We start from the raw sequence: 13,335 nt of genomic DNA on the forward strand, positions 1-13,335 counted from the left end.
CGCGAGTGTGCAGGTCAGAGCCGCCCTCCCGCAGTCCCGAAGGACATATCGCCATGGCCGCCACCCCGGAAAACCCCACTCCCGCAGCCGCTCGCCGCAAGACCGGGCGCCACCGCGGCGAGGGTCAGTGGGCCGCGGGGCACTTCACCCCGCTGAACGGCAATGAGCAGTTCAAGAAGGACGACGACGGTCTCAATGTACGGACACGTATTGAGACGATCTACTCCAAGCGTGGATTCGACTCCATCGACCCCAACGACCTGCGCGGCCGGATGCGCTGGTGGGGCCTGTACACCCAGCGCCGCGAGGGCCTGGACGGCACCAAGACCGGTGTCCTGGAGCCGGAGGAGCTGGACGCCGAGTACTTCATGCTCCGCGTCCGCATCGACGGCGGCCGGCTGACCACCGAGCAGCTGCGGGTCATCGGCGAGATCTCGCAGGAGTTCGCGCGCGGCACCGCCGACCTCACCGACCGGCAGAACGTCCAGTACCACTGGATCCGGATCGAGGACGTCCCGGAGATCTGGAACCGCCTGGAGGCGGTCGGCCTCTCCACCACGGAAGCCTGCGGCGACACCCCGCGCGTCATCCTCGGCTCCCCCGTCGCCGGCATCGCCGAGAACGAGATCATCGACGGCACCCCCGCCGTCGAGGAGATCTACCGGCGCATCGTCGGCAACCCCGACTTCTCCAACCTGCCCCGGAAGTTCAAGTCCGCGGTCTCCGGCTCGCCCCTGCTCGACGTGGCGCACGAGATCAACGACATCGCCTTCGTCGGCGTGAACCACCCGGAGCACGGCCCCGGCTTCGACGTCTGGGTCGGCGGCGGCCTCTCCACCAACCCCAAGCTGGGCGTCCGGCTCGGCACCTGGGTCTCCCTGGACGAGGTGCCCGACGTCTACGAGGGCGTCATCTCGATCTTCCGCGACTACGGCTACCGCCGGCTGCGCACCCGCGCCCGCCTGAAGTTCCTGGTCGCCGACTGGGGCCCGGAGAAGTTCCGCCAGGTCCTGGAGGACGAGTACCTCAAGCGCAAGCTGGCCGACGGGCCCGCCCCCGAGCAGCCGGCCGGCCGCTGGCGCGACCACGTGGGCGTCCACAAGCAGCTCGACGGACGCTTCTACGTGGGCTTCGCCCCGCGCGTCGGCCGGGTCGACGGCACCACCCTCACCAAGATCGCCGAGATCGCCGAGGCGCACGGCTCGGGCCGGGTCCGCACCACCGCCGAGCAGAAGATGATCGTCCTGGACATCGAGGAGGCGCAGGTCGACTCGATCGTCTCCGCCCTGGAGTCCCTGGACCTGCGGGTGACCCCCTCGCCGTTCCGGCGCGGCACGATGGCCTGCACCGGCATCGAGTTCTGCAAGCTGGCCATCGTCGAGACCAAGGCCCGCGGCGCCTCACTCATCGAGGAACTGGAGCGCCGCATCCCGGAGTTCGACGAGCCGATCACCATCAACATCAACGGCTGCCCGAACGCCTGCGCCCGCATCCAGGTCGCCGACATCGGCCTCAAGGGCCAGCTGGTCCTGGACGACGACGGCAACCGGGTCGAGGGCTACCAGGTCCACCTCGGCGGCGCGCTCGGCCTGGAGGCCGGCTTCGGCCGCAAGGTCCGCGGCCTCAAGGTCACCTCGGCCGAGCTGCCCGACTACGTCGAGCGGGTCCTCTCGCGCTTCCAGGCGGAGCGCGAGGACGGCGAGCGCTTCGCCACCTGGGCGGCGCGCGCGTCCGAGGAGGCGCTGTCGTGAGCGAGCGAGCCGCCCCCTTCCACTGCCCCTACTGCGGGGACGAGGACCTGCGTCCGCACGAGCAGGGCCACGGAGCGTGGGAATGCAGGGCCTGCAGTCGAGCCTTCCAGCTGAAGTTCCTGGGGCTCCTCGCCCCGGAGACTTCGGGCAACACCTCTGGGAGGAAACAGATATGACGGGCACTCGGATTCCGCAGGACGCCACCGCGGCCGACCTCCAGGCACTCGCCGAGCAGGCCGGCCGCGAGCTGGAGGACGCCTCCGCGCTGGAGATCCTCCAGTGGGCGGCCGGCACCTTCGGCGAGCGCTTCTGCGTCACCTCCTCCATGGAGGACGCGGTCGTCGCCCACCTCGCCTCCCGCGCCCTGCCCGGAGTCGACGTCGTCTTCCTCGACACCGGCTACCACTTCCCCGAGACGATCGGCACCCGTGACGCGGTCGACGCCGTCATGGACGTCAACGTCATCACCCTGACCCCGCGTCAGACGGTCGAGGAGCAGGACGCCGAGTACGGCGCCAAGCTGTTCGAGCGCGACCCCGACCTGTGCTGCGCGCTGCGCAAGGTCAAGCCGCTGGAGGAGGGCCTGACCGCGTACACCGCGTGGGCCACCGGCCTGCGCCGCGACGAGTCCCCGACCCGGGCGAACACCCCGGTCGTCGGCTGGGACGAGAAGCGGCGGAAGGTCAAGATCTCCCCCATCGCCCGCTGGACCCAGGACGACGTGGACGCGTACGTCCTGGAGCACGGGGTGCTCACCAACCCGCTCCTCATGGACGGTTACGCCTCCGTCGGCTGCGCCCCCTGCACCCGCCGGGTCGAGGACGGCGAGGACGCACGGGCCGGCCGCTGGGCCGGCCGGGCCAAGACCGAGTGCGGACTGCACGCCTGATGACCATCGACACCCCCCACACCGAGACCTCCCAGGAGAACCACGTGACCGGTGCCACCGTCTGGCTCACCGGCCTGCCGAGCGCCGGCAAGACGACCATCGCGTACGAGCTGGCCGGCCGGCTGCGCGCCGAAGGGCAGCGCGTCGAGATCCTCGACGGCGACGAGATCCGGGAGTTCCTCTCCGCGGGCCTCGGCTTCAGCCGCGAGGACCGGCACACCAACGTGCAGCGCATCGGCTTCGTCGCGGAACTGCTCGCCTCGAACGGCGTGACGGTCCTGGTCCCGGTCATCGCGCCGTACGAGGACAGCCGCGAGGCGGTCCGCAAGCGCCACGCGGCCCAGGACACCCCGTACGTCGAGGTGCACGTCGCCACTCCGGTGGACGTGTGCTCGGTGCGGGACGTGAAGGGCCTGTACGCCAAGCAGGCCGCGGGTGAGATCAGCGGTCTCACCGGCGTCGACGACCCGTACGACGAGCCGCGGAACCCGGATCTGCGGATCGAGTCCCACACCCAGACCGTGCAGGAGTCCGCGGCGCAGCTCCACGCGCTGCTCACCGAGAGGGGTCTGCTGTGACCACTGTCGCTCATGTCCACGAGGCGACCGACAGCCCGTTCGCGCTGTCGCACCTCGACTCCCTGGAGTCGGAGGCCGTCCACATCTTCCGCGAGGTGGCGGGCGAGTTCGAGCGGCCGGTGATCCTCTTCTCCGGCGGCAAGGACTCGATCGTCATGCTGCACCTGGCGCTGAAGGCCTTCGCCCCGGCGCCGGTCCCCTTCACGCTGCTGCACGTCGACACCGGGCACAACTTCCCCGAGGTCCTCGAGTACCGCGACCGGGCCGTGGCCCGGCACGGGCTGCGGCTGCACGTGGCCTCCGTGCAGGAGTACATCGACGCGGGCAAGCTGCGCGAGCGTCCCGACGGCACCCGCAACCCGCTGCAGACCGTCCCGCTGACGGAGGCGATCCAGCAGCACCGCTTCGACGCCGTGTTCGGCGGCGGGCGGCGCGACGAGGAGAAGGCCCGCGCCAAGGAGCGGGTGTTCAGCCTCCGCGACGAGTTCTCCCAGTGGGACCCGCGCCGGCAGCGGCCCGAGCTGTGGCAGCTGTACAACGGCCGGCACGCCGCCGGCGAGCACGTCCGGGTCTTCCCGCTCTCCAACTGGACCGAGCTGGACGTGTGGCAGTACATCCAGCGCGAGCGGATCGAGCTGCCGGAGATCTACTTCGCGCACGAGCGCGAGGTGTTCCAGCGCAACGGCATGTGGCTGACGGCGGGCGAGTGGGGCGGCCCGAAGGAGTCCGAGACCGTCGTGACCCGGCAGATCCGCTACCGCACGGTCGGCGACATGTCCTGCACGGGCGCGGTGGACTCCGACGCCACCACGCTGGACGCCGTCATCACGGAGATCGCCGCCTCCCGGCTCACCGAGCGCGGGGCCACCCGCGCGGACGACAAGATGTCCGAGGCCGCGATGGAAGACCGCAAGCGCGAGGGGTACTTCTAATGAGCACGTCCACCGAGCAGCCGGCCGCCGAGCTCGCGGCCACCACCCTGCTGCGCTTCGCCACCGCCGGGTCCGTCGACGACGGCAAGTCCACCCTGGTGGGCCGGCTCCTGCACGACTCCAAGTCGGTCCTGGCGGACCAGCTGGAGGCCGTGGAGCACGCCTCGCGTTCGCGCGGCCAGGAGGCTCCGGACCTGGCGCTGCTCACCGACGGCCTGCGGGCCGAGCGGGAGCAGGGCATCACCATCGACGTCGCGTACCGCTACTTCGCGACGCCGCGGCGCCGGTTCATCCTCGCCGACACCCCCGGGCACGTGCAGTACACCCGGAACATGGTGACGGGCGCCTCGACGGCCGAGCTGGCCGTGGTCCTCGTCGACGCCCGCAACGGCGTCGTGGAGCAGACCCGCCGGCACGCGGCGGTGGCCGCCCTGCTGCGGGTGCCGCACGTGGTGCTGGCGGTGAACAAGATGGACCTGGTCGAGTACCGGGAGACCGTCTTCGCCTCCATCGCCGAGGAGTTCACCACCTACGCCTCCGAGCTGGGCGTCCCGGAGATCACCGCGATCCCGATCTCGGCGCTCGCCGGTGACAACGTGGTGGAGCCGTCGGCCAACATGGACTGGTACGGCGGTCCGACGGTCCTGGAGCACCTGGAGACCGTCCCGGTCAGCCACGACCTGACGGCCTGCCACGCGCGTTTCCCGGTGCAGTACGTGATCCGCCCGCAGACGGCGGAGCACCCGGACTACCGGGGCTACGCGGGCCAGATCGCGGCCGGTGCCTTCCGCGTCGGCGAGGAGATCACCGTGCTGCCCTCGGGCCGGACGACGACGATCGCCGGGATCGACGCCCTGGGCGAGTCCGTGGACATCGCGTGGGCGCCGCAGTCGGTGACGATCCGGCTGGCCGACGACATCGACATCTCCCGCGGTGACCTGCTCGCCCCGGTCGGCGACGCCCCGTCCACCAGCCAGGACGTCGAGGCGACCGTCTGCCACGTGGCGGACCGGCCGCTGGCCGTCGGGCAGCGGGTGCTCCTGAAGCACACCACCCGCACGGTCAAGGCGATCGTGAAGGAGATCCCGTCCCGGCTCACCCTGGACGACCTCTCCCAGCACCCGGAGCCCGGGCAGCTGGTCGCCAACGACATCGGCCGGGTCCGGGTCCGTACCGCCGAGCCGCTCGCGCTCGACGCGTACGCCGACTCGCGCCGGACGGGTTCGTTCCTGCTGATCGACCCCTCGGACGGCACCACGCTCGCGGCCGGCATGGCGGGCGAGTCGTTCGCCTCGACCGGGGCCGTCGTGGCGGCGGACGCCACGGACACCGAAGAAGGATGGGACTTCTGACGATGATTCAGGACTTCTGGGCCACCTTCGCGAAGGAGGGCGGCCGGGTGGGTTCCGGTGCGCTCGGCGCGGGCCGGGGAGGTGTCGCGCGATGTGCGTGCTGACCTCCATGCGCCGCCCCGGCGGCGTCACGCTGCTCGACCCGTTCCACCCCGTACGACATAGACACAGACGAAGACTTCGCAGAAGCTGAATCGAGGGGAACACCTCCCGTGCCTGCCACCACCCGTATCACCCTGCGCCGCGGCCTGGCCGCCGCTGCCGCCCTGCCCCTGCTCGTCGGGGCGCTCGCGTCCTGCGGCTACGGCTCCGACGCAAAGAAGAACGACGAGAAGAAGGTGGCCGCCGAGGGCGCGAAGCTCTCCGCCGACACCGTACGGCTCGGGTACTTCCCCAACCTGACGCACGCCACCGCGCTGGTCGGCGACCAGGAGGGCATCTTCCAGAAGGAGCTGGGCGGCACCCAGCTGAAGGTGTCGACCTTCAACGCCGGTCCCTCCGAGATCGAGGCGCTCAACGCCGACTCGATCGACATCGGCTTCATCGGCCCCTCGCCGTCCATCAACGGCTTCACCAAGTCCAAGGGCACCAACCTGCGCATCGTCGGCGGCTCGGCCTCCGGCGGCGTGAAGCTGGTGGTGAACCCGGCGAAGATCAAGTCCCTGGACGAGCTCAAGGGCAAGAAGATCGCCACCCCGCAGCTGGGCAACACGCAGGACGTGGCCTTCCTCAACTGGATCTCCGAGAAGGGCTGGAGCGTCGACGCCCAGAGCGGCAAGGGCGACGTCTCCGTGGTCCGCACGGACAACAAGATCACCCCGGACGCCTACAAGTCGGGCTCCATCGACGGCGCCTGGGTGCCGGAGCCGACCGCGTCGAAGCTGGTCAGCGAGGGCGCGAAGGTGCTGCTCGACGAGTCCGACCTGTGGCCGGACAAGAAGTTCGTCATCACCAACATCATCGTGTCGCAGAAGTTCCTGAAGGCGCACCCCGACGTGGTGGAGGCGGTGCTGCGCGGTTCGGTGAAGACCAACGAGTGGATCAACGCCAACCAGGACAAGGCGAAGGCCTCGGCCAACGCCAGGCTGAAGGAGCTGTCGGGCAAGCCGCTCGGCGCCAAGGTGATCGACAGCGCCTGGCCGTCGATCCAGTTCATCGACGACCCGCTGGCGGCCACCCTGCAGGCGCAGGCCGATCACGCGGTGAAGGCCGGTCTCCTCAAGCAGCCCGACCTGAACGGCATCTACGACCTGAAGCCGCTCAACAAGGTCCTGAAGGCCGCGGGCAAGCCCGAGGTCTCCGACGCCGGTCTCGGCGCGAAGTAACCCAGCCGCAGCTCAACCCAGGAGGTGACGACCATGGCCACGACCACGACGCTCGCCAAGGCCGAGGACCGCGTCGGCGCGGTGGGTCACGCCGCGCGCATCGAGCACGTCTCGAAGTCCTTCGGCGGTCCGGCCGGCGGACAGCTCGTCCTCGACGACATCTCGCTCGATGTCGCCCCGGGTGAGTTCGTCACCCTCCTGGGCGCCTCGGGCTGCGGCAAGTCCACCCTGCTCAACCTGGTCGCCGGGCTCGACCGGCCGTCCGCGGGGTCCATCGAGACCCCCGGCGGCCGGCCGGCCCTGATGTTCCAGGAGCACGCCCTGTTCCCGTGGCTGACCGCGGGCAAGAACATCGAGCTCGCGCTGAAGCTGCGCGGGCTGCCGAAGGCCGAGCGGCGGCCGGAAGCCGAGCGGCTGCTCGAACTGGTGCGGCTCGGCGGCTCGTTCGACAAGCGCGTCCACGAGCTGTCCGGCGGCATGCGGCAGCGGGTGGCGCTGGCCCGGGCGCTCGCCCAGGACAGCGACCTGCTGCTGATGGACGAGCCGTTCGCGGCGCTCGACGCGATCACCCGGGACGTCCTGCACGACGAGCTCACCCGGATCTGGCGGGAGACCCGGCTCTCGGTCCTCTTCGTCACGCACAACGTGCGCGAGGCCGTGCGGCTGGCCGAGCGGGTCGTCCTGCTGTCCTCCCGGCCGGGCCGGATCGCCCGCGAGTGGACCATCGGCATTCCGCAGCCGCGCCGCATCGAGGACGCCGCCGTGGCGGAGCTGTCCGTCGAGATCACCGAAGAACTGCGTGGGGAGATCCGCCGCCATGGCCAGCACTGAGACGACGCCGCCCGCCGAGCGGGTGAAGACCGACGACCTGGCCGGTCTGGAGGCCGGACTCGACGCGCTCGACAGCGTCCAGGTCCGGCGGGCCCCGGTGCGCGAGGTCCTCCTGAAGAAGGTCCTGCCGCCGGTCCTCGCCATCGTGCTGGTGCTGGTGGTGTGGCAGCTCCTGGTCACCTTCGAGGTCGCCGACGAGGGCAAGCTGCCCTCGCCCGGCGCCGTGTGGGACAGCCTGTCCACGATGTGGCTGGAGGGCACCCTCCTCCAGGTCCTGTGGACCAGCGTCTCCCGGGCCCTGCTGGGCTTCCTGCTCGCCCTGGCGATCGGTACGCCGCTGGGCCTGCTGGTCGCCCGGGTGGGGGTGGTGCGGACGGCGATCGGCCCGATCCTGTCCGGACTCCAGTCGCTGCCCTCGGTCGCCTGGGTGGCGCCCGCGGTCCTGTGGCTCGGCCTCAACGACAGCATGATGTTCGCGGTGATCCTGCTGGGCGCCGTGCCGTCCATCGCCAACGGCCTGGTGGCCGGCGTGGACCAGGTGCCGCCGCTGTTCCTGCGGGCCGGGCGGACGCTCGGCGCGACCGGGCTGAAGGGCGCCTGGCACATCGTGATGCCGGCCGCGCTGCCCGGCTACCTCGCGGGCCTGAAGCAGGGCTGGGCGTTCTCGTGGCGCTCGCTGATGGCGGCGGAGATCATCGCCTCCTCCCCCGACCTGGGCCTCGGCCTCGGCCAGCTCCTGGAGAACGGACGCAACAACTTCGACATGCCGGGGATCTTCCTGGCGATCTTCCTGATCCTGCTCGTCGGTGTCGCCATCGACCTGCTGGTGTTCAGCCCGGTGGAGCGCGCCGTGCTGCGCCGCCGCGGCCTGCTGGTGAAGGCCTGATCCCCATGAGCGTCCCGACTCTGCTCGTCATCGCCCACGGCAGCCGCGACCCGCGGCACGCGGCGACCGTCCAGGCGCTGGTGCGCCGGGCCGGCGCGCTGCGGCCGGGGCTGCGGGTGGAGACGGCGTTCCTGGACTTCAACCTGCCCTCGGTGCCGGGGGTGCTGGACCGGCTCGCCGCCGACGGGGTGCGGGAGGTGGTGGCGCTGCCGCTGCTGCTGACCCGCGCCTTCCACGCGAAGGCCGACATCCCCGCCGTCCTGCGGCAGGCCCCGGCCGGGCTACGGGTGCGGCAGGCGGAGGTCCTCGGCCCCTCGCCGCTGCTGCTCGCGGCGGTGGAACGGCGGTTGTACGAGGCCGGGCTCACGCCCGGCGACATGAGCTCGACCGGGGTCGTCCTGGCCTCGGCGGGCTCCACGGACCCGGAGGCGATCGCAGTGATCGCAGAAACGGCGCGGGAGCTGCGGCGCACCGGTTGGTGCTCCGTGCGGCCTGCGTTCGCCTCCGCTGTGCAAGCCGGGGGCTTCCCGGGTACGGACGAGGCGGTACGGGCGCTCCGCGCCGAGCCCGGCGTGCGCCGGGTGGCCGTGGCCCCGTACGTGATCGCGCCGGGCCGCCTCCCGGACCGCATCGCGGCGGGCGCGGCCGGCGCCGACGTCCTCGCCGACGTCCTGGGCCCCGCCCCGGAACTGGCCCGGCTGCTCCTGGAGCGGTACGGCTCCGCGGCGGGCGCCGTGGCCGACGCCCGGCTGGCGGGCGTCGCGGGCTAGGCGCCGCGCGCCAGGCGGGACTTTCCGGACACGACCTAGCCCTTCGGGGTGCGTCCGCTGAGGGCGAGGGCCCGGGTGAAGGGGTCGGCGGTGCCGGGGACGGTGACCGGCTCGGCGAAGCCTTCGTACTGGCGGAAGACCTCCGCGTACCGCTCGACGACGTCGAGCACGAAGACGGCGGTGTCCTCGGGGATCTCGAAGGTCCGGCCGGTGGACGTGGCCAGGTCCCAGCCGTGCAGGGCGAGTTCCTTGACCAGCATCGAGGCGATCTCGGGCGCGGCGACGGAGCTGCCGCCGAGGTCGACCTCGCCTTCCCACGCCTCGGGCTTCTCCCAGGCGGCGAGGGCCCGGTCGAGCTGGGCGGCGTACCGCTCGGACCAGTCGGCGTCGGCGGTGAAGTCGCGCTGGACGGTCTCCTCGGGCAGCTGGGTGCGCAGGGCGCGGTGTTCGAGGCCGTGCGCGCTGTAGAGGACGAGGTGGTTGGCGAGCTCGCGGACCGTCCAGTCGGTGCAGGCGGACGGTTCGTCGAGCTGCCGGGGGGTGATGCCGCGGGTGACACGGGCGGCTTCCGCGGCGCAGACGGTGAGGTGTGCGTGGATCTCGTTCATGGCGTCGACGCTAGTGAGGGCCGCCCGGCCCGGTCTTGAACTTTCGCGACAGGGCGGGCGGGGGCGGAGTCACGCGAAGTCGAGGCCGCCGGTCCGGGTGCGCTTGATCTCGAAGAGGTCGGGGTGGCCGGTGAGCACCCGGTAGCTGTCGAAGAGCTCGGCGGCCGGCTCGCCGCGCGGGATGGCCCGCAGCACCGGGCCGAACCAGGCGGTGCCGTCGACGTGCAGGGTCGGGGTGCCGACGTAGGCCTCGGCCTCGGGGTCCTTGCCGGCGTCGTGGCTGCGCCGGACGGCCTCGTCGTAGGCGGGGTCGTGGGCGGCCTCGGCGAGGGTGGCGGGCAGGCCGAGTTCGGCGAGGGACTCGGCGATCACGGCGTCGAAGTCCTTGTTCTTCTGCTCGTGGATGCGGGTGCCGTACGCGGTGTAGAGCGGGCGGAGGATCTCCTCGCCGTGCTGTCCGGCCGCGGCGGCGGCGACCCGGACGGGGCCGATGGAGGCGTCGACGAGGGTGCGGTACCAGTCGGGCAGGTCGTTGCCCTCGTTGTGGAAATAGAGGCTCATCACGCGGAAGCGGAGGTCGATGTCGCGGTGCCGCTCGACTTCGAGGATCCAGCGGGAGGTGATCCAGGCGAAGGGGCAGGCGGGGTCGAAGTAGAAGTCCACGGTGGTCGTCATGAGGGAAACCCTAGCCAGCCGATGGCCCGGAACACCGGGCCAATCGCAGCTCGCCGGACTGGGCCACTCATGCGTCGGCCGCGGTCATCTCCACCAGTTTGGCGACGGTGTTCCAGTTGCGGGCGGTGACGGTGACGTCCTTGCGGAGCGAGGGCCGGGAGACGGCGTCGGCCAGCTTGGAGGTGCCGAGGCCGCGGGGGACGTAGAGGTAGAGGACCCGGTCGCCGAGGGCGAACGCCTCGGGCAGGAAGGCCTCCTGGTCGATGCCGGCGAAGCGGTCCGCCGTGACGGGTCCGGAGTAGTAGAGGGCGTGGAGCTCCTTGCCCTCCAGTTCGGCGGCGGGGAACGGGCAGGCCGCGGCGACGGCCGCGAGGTAGGCGTGGTCGCGCACGAGACAGGGGACGTGGAAGCCGAAGTGCGTCTCGATCGCGGCTTCGAGGGCGGCGGCGAGCTCGTCCTCGGAGTCCTCGCGATCGGTGGCGAAGACGGCGTTCCCGCTCTGCAGATAGGTGCGGACCTCGCGGTGGCCGAGCCCTTCGAGGACGGAACGGAGTTCTGCCATGGGGACCTTGTTGCGTCCGCTCACGTTGATCCCGCGGAGCAGGGCCGCGTACGTCTTCGTCATGTCCACACCCTAAAGCGGCCGCCGTGCCCCGTGGGGGAGGGCGCGACGGCCGCCGGCCCGCGGGGCTCCCGGAACGAAGCTCTCCGCCGGCTGGCCGAACCCTGTCCGATGGGAGGGGGACGAATCAAGGGCTCCACGCACCTGTGACTTATTCAACAAGGTTTCGTAATGAGGAATCGGGACGAGCCGTCCGATTGCGGCGGAGCGCGCCGGTCAGGGCCCGGACGGTCCGGGCGACCGGGACGGTCAGGCGGCCTGCGTCCACTCCACCCGTGTTCGGTTAGGGTTACCTTGCCTGGCGCACGTGCGGGCAAGGCAACCCGGAGAACGGAACGTCGTGGATAAGATCGCGCTCACGGCCGGCGCCCTGTACCTCATCATCCTGCTCCGTGCCGGAGGGACCTTCGCCATCGGCTGGCTCGCCGGCGCCGGCGCCCGGCGCAGCAGATTCGCCGGGCGGATCTCCTCGGAGCGGTTCCAGCGCGCCGAGCGGGCGATCCAGCGCTGGGGCGCACCGGTGGTGGCCGTCTCCTTCCTGACCGTCGGCTTCCAGACCGCCGCCAACTTCCTCGCGGGCAGCATGCGCATGCCCCTGCCCCGCTACCTCCCCGCCCTGTTCGTCGGCGGAGCCGCCTGGGCGCTGATCTACGCGACCGCGGGTCTCGGCGTCCTCCATGTGCTGGGGCGCCTCTTCGCCGAGCGGACGGCCCTCGGGGTGTCCGCCGTCGCCGCCCTGCTGCTCGCGGTGTGCGCGGTGGTGGTGTACCGCAGGAGGAGGGCGGCCCCGCCCACGGGCGACCCGGCGGCCGAGGAGTCCTGAGCCCCCGGGCGCGGGCCTACGGGAGTTCCGCCTCGATCAGGTCGGCCGCGCGGCGCGTCCCGCCCTCGCGGGTCATGGCCTCCTGGATCAGCCGGGCGCGGCGGGCGACCTCGGGGTCGGCGACGAGGCCGAGCACGGCCTCGCGCAGCCGCTCGGGCGTGACCTCGTCCATGGGCAGGTGGCGGGCCACGCCGAGCGACCGGAGCATGTCGGCGTTGCCGAACTGGTCGACCGCCTGCGGGACGGCGACCATCGGGGTCGCCGTGGCCAGGCCCTCCTGACTGCCGCCCGCGCCCGCGTGGGTGACGAAGGCGTCGGCCTCCGCCAGGATCGCGGGCTGCGGGACCCAGCTGCGCACCTCGATGTTGTCCGGGACCTCGCCGAGCTCGGCCGGGTCGACGAACGCGCCGATCTGGAGCACGACATGCCAGTCGTCGAGCCCGCCGAAGGCCTCGACGCAGTCCCGGTAGAAGGCGGGCTGCTTGGTGTAGGTGGAGCCGAGCGAGATCAGGAGCAGCTTTCCGGCGCCCTGCGGGCGCTGCCACCGGGCCGGCTCGGCGCGCTCGGCCCGGCAGGCGCCGACGAAGGTGAAGACGGACTCGTCGACCCGGTCGGCGTGCGGCTGGAGCGCCCGGGGGATGAGGACGAGCCCGCGGCGCGGGCGGCCCACGAAGGCGTCGGGGTGGGTGGGGACGCCGTGCGCGGTGAGCCATTCGGTGAAGCGGGTGTAGTACGCCCTGCCGCGCGGTGTGGCCTTGAGCTCCGCGTACATCGGCTCGGCGACCTCCTCCTCGTACCCCTCCCAGGGGACGAGGTTCGGCCACAGCGAGACGGCGGGGACGCCCCAGGTGTGGGCGAGGACGCGGGCGGGGTACGAGGTGATGTCGTGCAGCACCAGGTCGGGCCGGTCGCCGTCGAAGGCCGCGTCGAGCTGCGGGAGCGCCTGGACGGCGTCGGCGAGGAAGGGCTCGATGTTGTCGATGAGTTCGGTGCCCCACGCGTCGGGGTCGTCGTCGACGGGGAGGGTCGAGCCGTAGACGACGGGGGTGGCGCCGGTCGCGGCGACCTTCTCGGCGAAGGCGGCGGGGATCGCGTAGCTCACCCGGTGGCCCCGGTCGACGAGTTCGCGGATCACGTCGAGGCTGGGGTTCACGTGCCCGTGGGCGGCGATGGAGAACATGGCGATGTGGGAGCGGGGGGTCGCGGTCATGCCCCCACCCTAGGTGAGACGATACGTCTCGTCTAATGCTTTGTTCGGAGGCGGGGCGGGGCCCTTGCCGAGCGAGCCCTCCC

15 protein-coding genes are annotated in these 13,335 nt (G+C 71.7%); 11 read left to right on the forward strand and 4 right to left on the reverse strand.

Annotation, left to right across the window (positions count from 1 at the left end):
- Positions 1-53 precede the first annotated feature (53 nt).
- The 10 genes from AB0Q96_RS31095 to AB0Q96_RS31140 all read left to right on the forward strand — a co-directional run bounded on the left by AB0Q96_RS31095 (position 54) and on the right by AB0Q96_RS31140 (position 9,314).
- Complete coding sequence (locus AB0Q96_RS31095) at positions 54-1,751, forward strand: nitrite/sulfite reductase (protein ID WP_365331273.1); 1,698 nt, start codon at positions 54-56, stop codon at positions 1,749-1,751.
- On the forward strand, positions 1,748-1,927 hold the full coding sequence (locus tag AB0Q96_RS31100; RefSeq protein ID WP_365331275.1) for a hypothetical protein: 180 nt from the start codon (positions 1,748-1,750) through the stop codon (positions 1,925-1,927). The genes AB0Q96_RS31095 and AB0Q96_RS31100 overlap by 4 nt, the downstream gene beginning before the upstream one ends.
- The gene (locus AB0Q96_RS31105; RefSeq protein ID WP_365331277.1) at positions 1,924-2,640 is read left to right on the forward strand and encodes a phosphoadenylyl-sulfate reductase; all 717 of its coding nucleotides are present in this window, start codon (positions 1,924-1,926) and stop codon (positions 2,638-2,640) included. The genes AB0Q96_RS31100 and AB0Q96_RS31105 overlap by 4 nt, the downstream gene beginning before the upstream one ends.
- The gene (gene cysC, locus AB0Q96_RS31110; RefSeq protein ID WP_365331279.1) at positions 2,640-3,218 is read left to right on the forward strand and encodes an adenylyl-sulfate kinase; all 579 of its coding nucleotides are present in this window, start codon (positions 2,640-2,642) and stop codon (positions 3,216-3,218) included. Before AB0Q96_RS31105 ends, cysC begins: the two co-directional genes overlap by 1 nt.
- Positions 3,215-4,150 (forward strand): sulfate adenylyltransferase subunit CysD, encoded by a 936-nt coding sequence (cysD, locus tag AB0Q96_RS31115; RefSeq protein ID WP_365331281.1) that lies wholly within the window; start codon positions 3,215-3,217, stop codon positions 4,148-4,150. The genes cysC and cysD overlap by 4 nt, the downstream gene beginning before the upstream one ends.
- Positions 4,150-5,502 carry a GTP-binding protein gene (locus AB0Q96_RS31120; protein WP_365331283.1) on the forward strand — a complete coding sequence of 451 codons (1,353 nt, stop codon included), beginning with the start codon at positions 4,150-4,152 and terminating at the stop codon, positions 5,500-5,502. Before cysD ends, AB0Q96_RS31120 begins: the two co-directional genes overlap by 1 nt.
- Before the next feature lie 212 nt (positions 5,503-5,714).
- Positions 5,715-6,827: an aliphatic sulfonate ABC transporter substrate-binding protein gene (locus tag AB0Q96_RS31125; RefSeq protein ID WP_365331285.1), complete on the forward strand. Its 1,113-nt coding sequence runs from the start codon at positions 5,715-5,717 to the stop codon at positions 6,825-6,827.
- 33 nt (positions 6,828-6,860) lie between these two features.
- The gene (locus tag AB0Q96_RS31130; protein WP_365331287.1) at positions 6,861-7,658 is read left to right on the forward strand and encodes an ABC transporter ATP-binding protein; all 798 of its coding nucleotides are present in this window, start codon (positions 6,861-6,863) and stop codon (positions 7,656-7,658) included.
- The gene (locus AB0Q96_RS31135) at positions 7,645-8,544 is read left to right on the forward strand and encodes an ABC transporter permease subunit (RefSeq protein WP_365331289.1); all 900 of its coding nucleotides are present in this window, start codon (positions 7,645-7,647) and stop codon (positions 8,542-8,544) included. The genes AB0Q96_RS31130 and AB0Q96_RS31135 overlap by 14 nt, the downstream gene beginning before the upstream one ends.
- A gap of 5 nt (positions 8,545-8,549) precedes the next feature.
- Positions 8,550-9,314 carry a sirohydrochlorin chelatase gene (locus tag AB0Q96_RS31140; RefSeq protein WP_365331291.1) on the forward strand — a complete coding sequence of 255 codons (765 nt, stop codon included), beginning with the start codon at positions 8,550-8,552 and terminating at the stop codon, positions 9,312-9,314.
- Between the two features lie 35 nt (positions 9,315-9,349).
- Here AB0Q96_RS31140 and AB0Q96_RS31145 read toward each other — a convergent pair whose 3' ends face one another.
- The 3 genes from AB0Q96_RS31145 to AB0Q96_RS31155 all read right to left on the reverse strand — a co-directional run bounded on the left by AB0Q96_RS31145 (position 9,350) and on the right by AB0Q96_RS31155 (position 11,222).
- On the reverse strand, positions 9,350-9,922 hold the full coding sequence (locus AB0Q96_RS31145; RefSeq protein WP_365331293.1) for a TIGR03086 family metal-binding protein: 573 nt from the start codon (positions 9,920-9,922) through the stop codon (positions 9,350-9,352).
- A gap of 69 nt (positions 9,923-9,991) precedes the next feature.
- A complete protein-coding gene (locus AB0Q96_RS31150; RefSeq protein ID WP_365331295.1) occupies positions 9,992-10,597 on the reverse strand; it encodes a DsbA family protein in 606 nt (201 codons plus the stop codon).
- 67 nt (positions 10,598-10,664) lie between these two features.
- Complete coding sequence (locus tag AB0Q96_RS31155; protein WP_365331297.1) at positions 10,665-11,222, reverse strand: DUF1697 domain-containing protein; 558 nt, start codon at positions 11,220-11,222, stop codon at positions 10,665-10,667.
- Between the two features lie 337 nt (positions 11,223-11,559).
- On the opposite strand from AB0Q96_RS31155, the gene AB0Q96_RS31160 reads away from it, so the two are divergent.
- On the forward strand, positions 11,560-12,042 hold the full coding sequence (locus tag AB0Q96_RS31160) for a VTT domain-containing protein (RefSeq protein ID WP_365331298.1): 483 nt from the start codon (positions 11,560-11,562) through the stop codon (positions 12,040-12,042).
- 16 nt (positions 12,043-12,058) lie between these two features.
- Here AB0Q96_RS31160 and mgt read toward each other — a convergent pair whose 3' ends face one another.
- Positions 12,059-13,252 carry a macrolide-inactivating glycosyltransferase gene (gene mgt, locus AB0Q96_RS31165; RefSeq protein WP_365331300.1) on the reverse strand — a complete coding sequence of 398 codons (1,194 nt, stop codon included), beginning with the start codon at positions 13,250-13,252 and terminating at the stop codon, positions 12,059-12,061.
- Between the last annotated feature and the right edge of the window lie 83 nt (positions 13,253-13,335).

The organism is Streptomyces sp. NPDC093111 (genome assembly GCF_040683955.1).
Lineage (GTDB): Bacteria > Actinomycetota > Actinomycetes > Streptomycetales > Streptomycetaceae > Streptomyces.

Coding starts and splice junctions, on each gene's coding strand:
- AB0Q96_RS31150 (WP_365331295.1), bottom strand. CDS start 10,597: ATGACGACCACCGTGGACTTCTACTTCGACCCCGCCTGCCCCTTCGCC.
- AB0Q96_RS31140 (WP_365331291.1), top strand. CDS start 8,550: ATGAGCGTCCCGACTCTGCTCGTCATCGCCCACGGCAGCCGCGACCCG.
- AB0Q96_RS31120 (WP_365331283.1), top strand. CDS start 4,150: ATGAGCACGTCCACCGAGCAGCCGGCCGCCGAGCTCGCGGCCACCACC.
- cysC (WP_365331279.1), top strand. CDS start 2,640: ATGACCATCGACACCCCCCACACCGAGACCTCCCAGGAGAACCACGTG.
- AB0Q96_RS31105 (WP_365331277.1), top strand. CDS start 1,924: ATGACGGGCACTCGGATTCCGCAGGACGCCACCGCGGCCGACCTCCAG.
- mgt (WP_365331300.1), bottom strand. CDS start 13,252: ATGACCGCGACCCCCCGCTCCCACATCGCCATGTTCTCCATCGCCGCC.
- AB0Q96_RS31155 (WP_365331297.1), bottom strand. CDS start 11,222: ATGACGAAGACGTACGCGGCCCTGCTCCGCGGGATCAACGTGAGCGGA.
- AB0Q96_RS31145 (WP_365331293.1), bottom strand. CDS start 9,922: ATGAACGAGATCCACGCACACCTCACCGTCTGCGCCGCGGAAGCCGCC.
- AB0Q96_RS31095 (WP_365331273.1), top strand. CDS start 54: ATGGCCGCCACCCCGGAAAACCCCACTCCCGCAGCCGCTCGCCGCAAG.
- AB0Q96_RS31135 (WP_365331289.1), top strand. CDS start 7,645: ATGGCCAGCACTGAGACGACGCCGCCCGCCGAGCGGGTGAAGACCGAC.
- AB0Q96_RS31130 (WP_365331287.1), top strand. CDS start 6,861: ATGGCCACGACCACGACGCTCGCCAAGGCCGAGGACCGCGTCGGCGCG.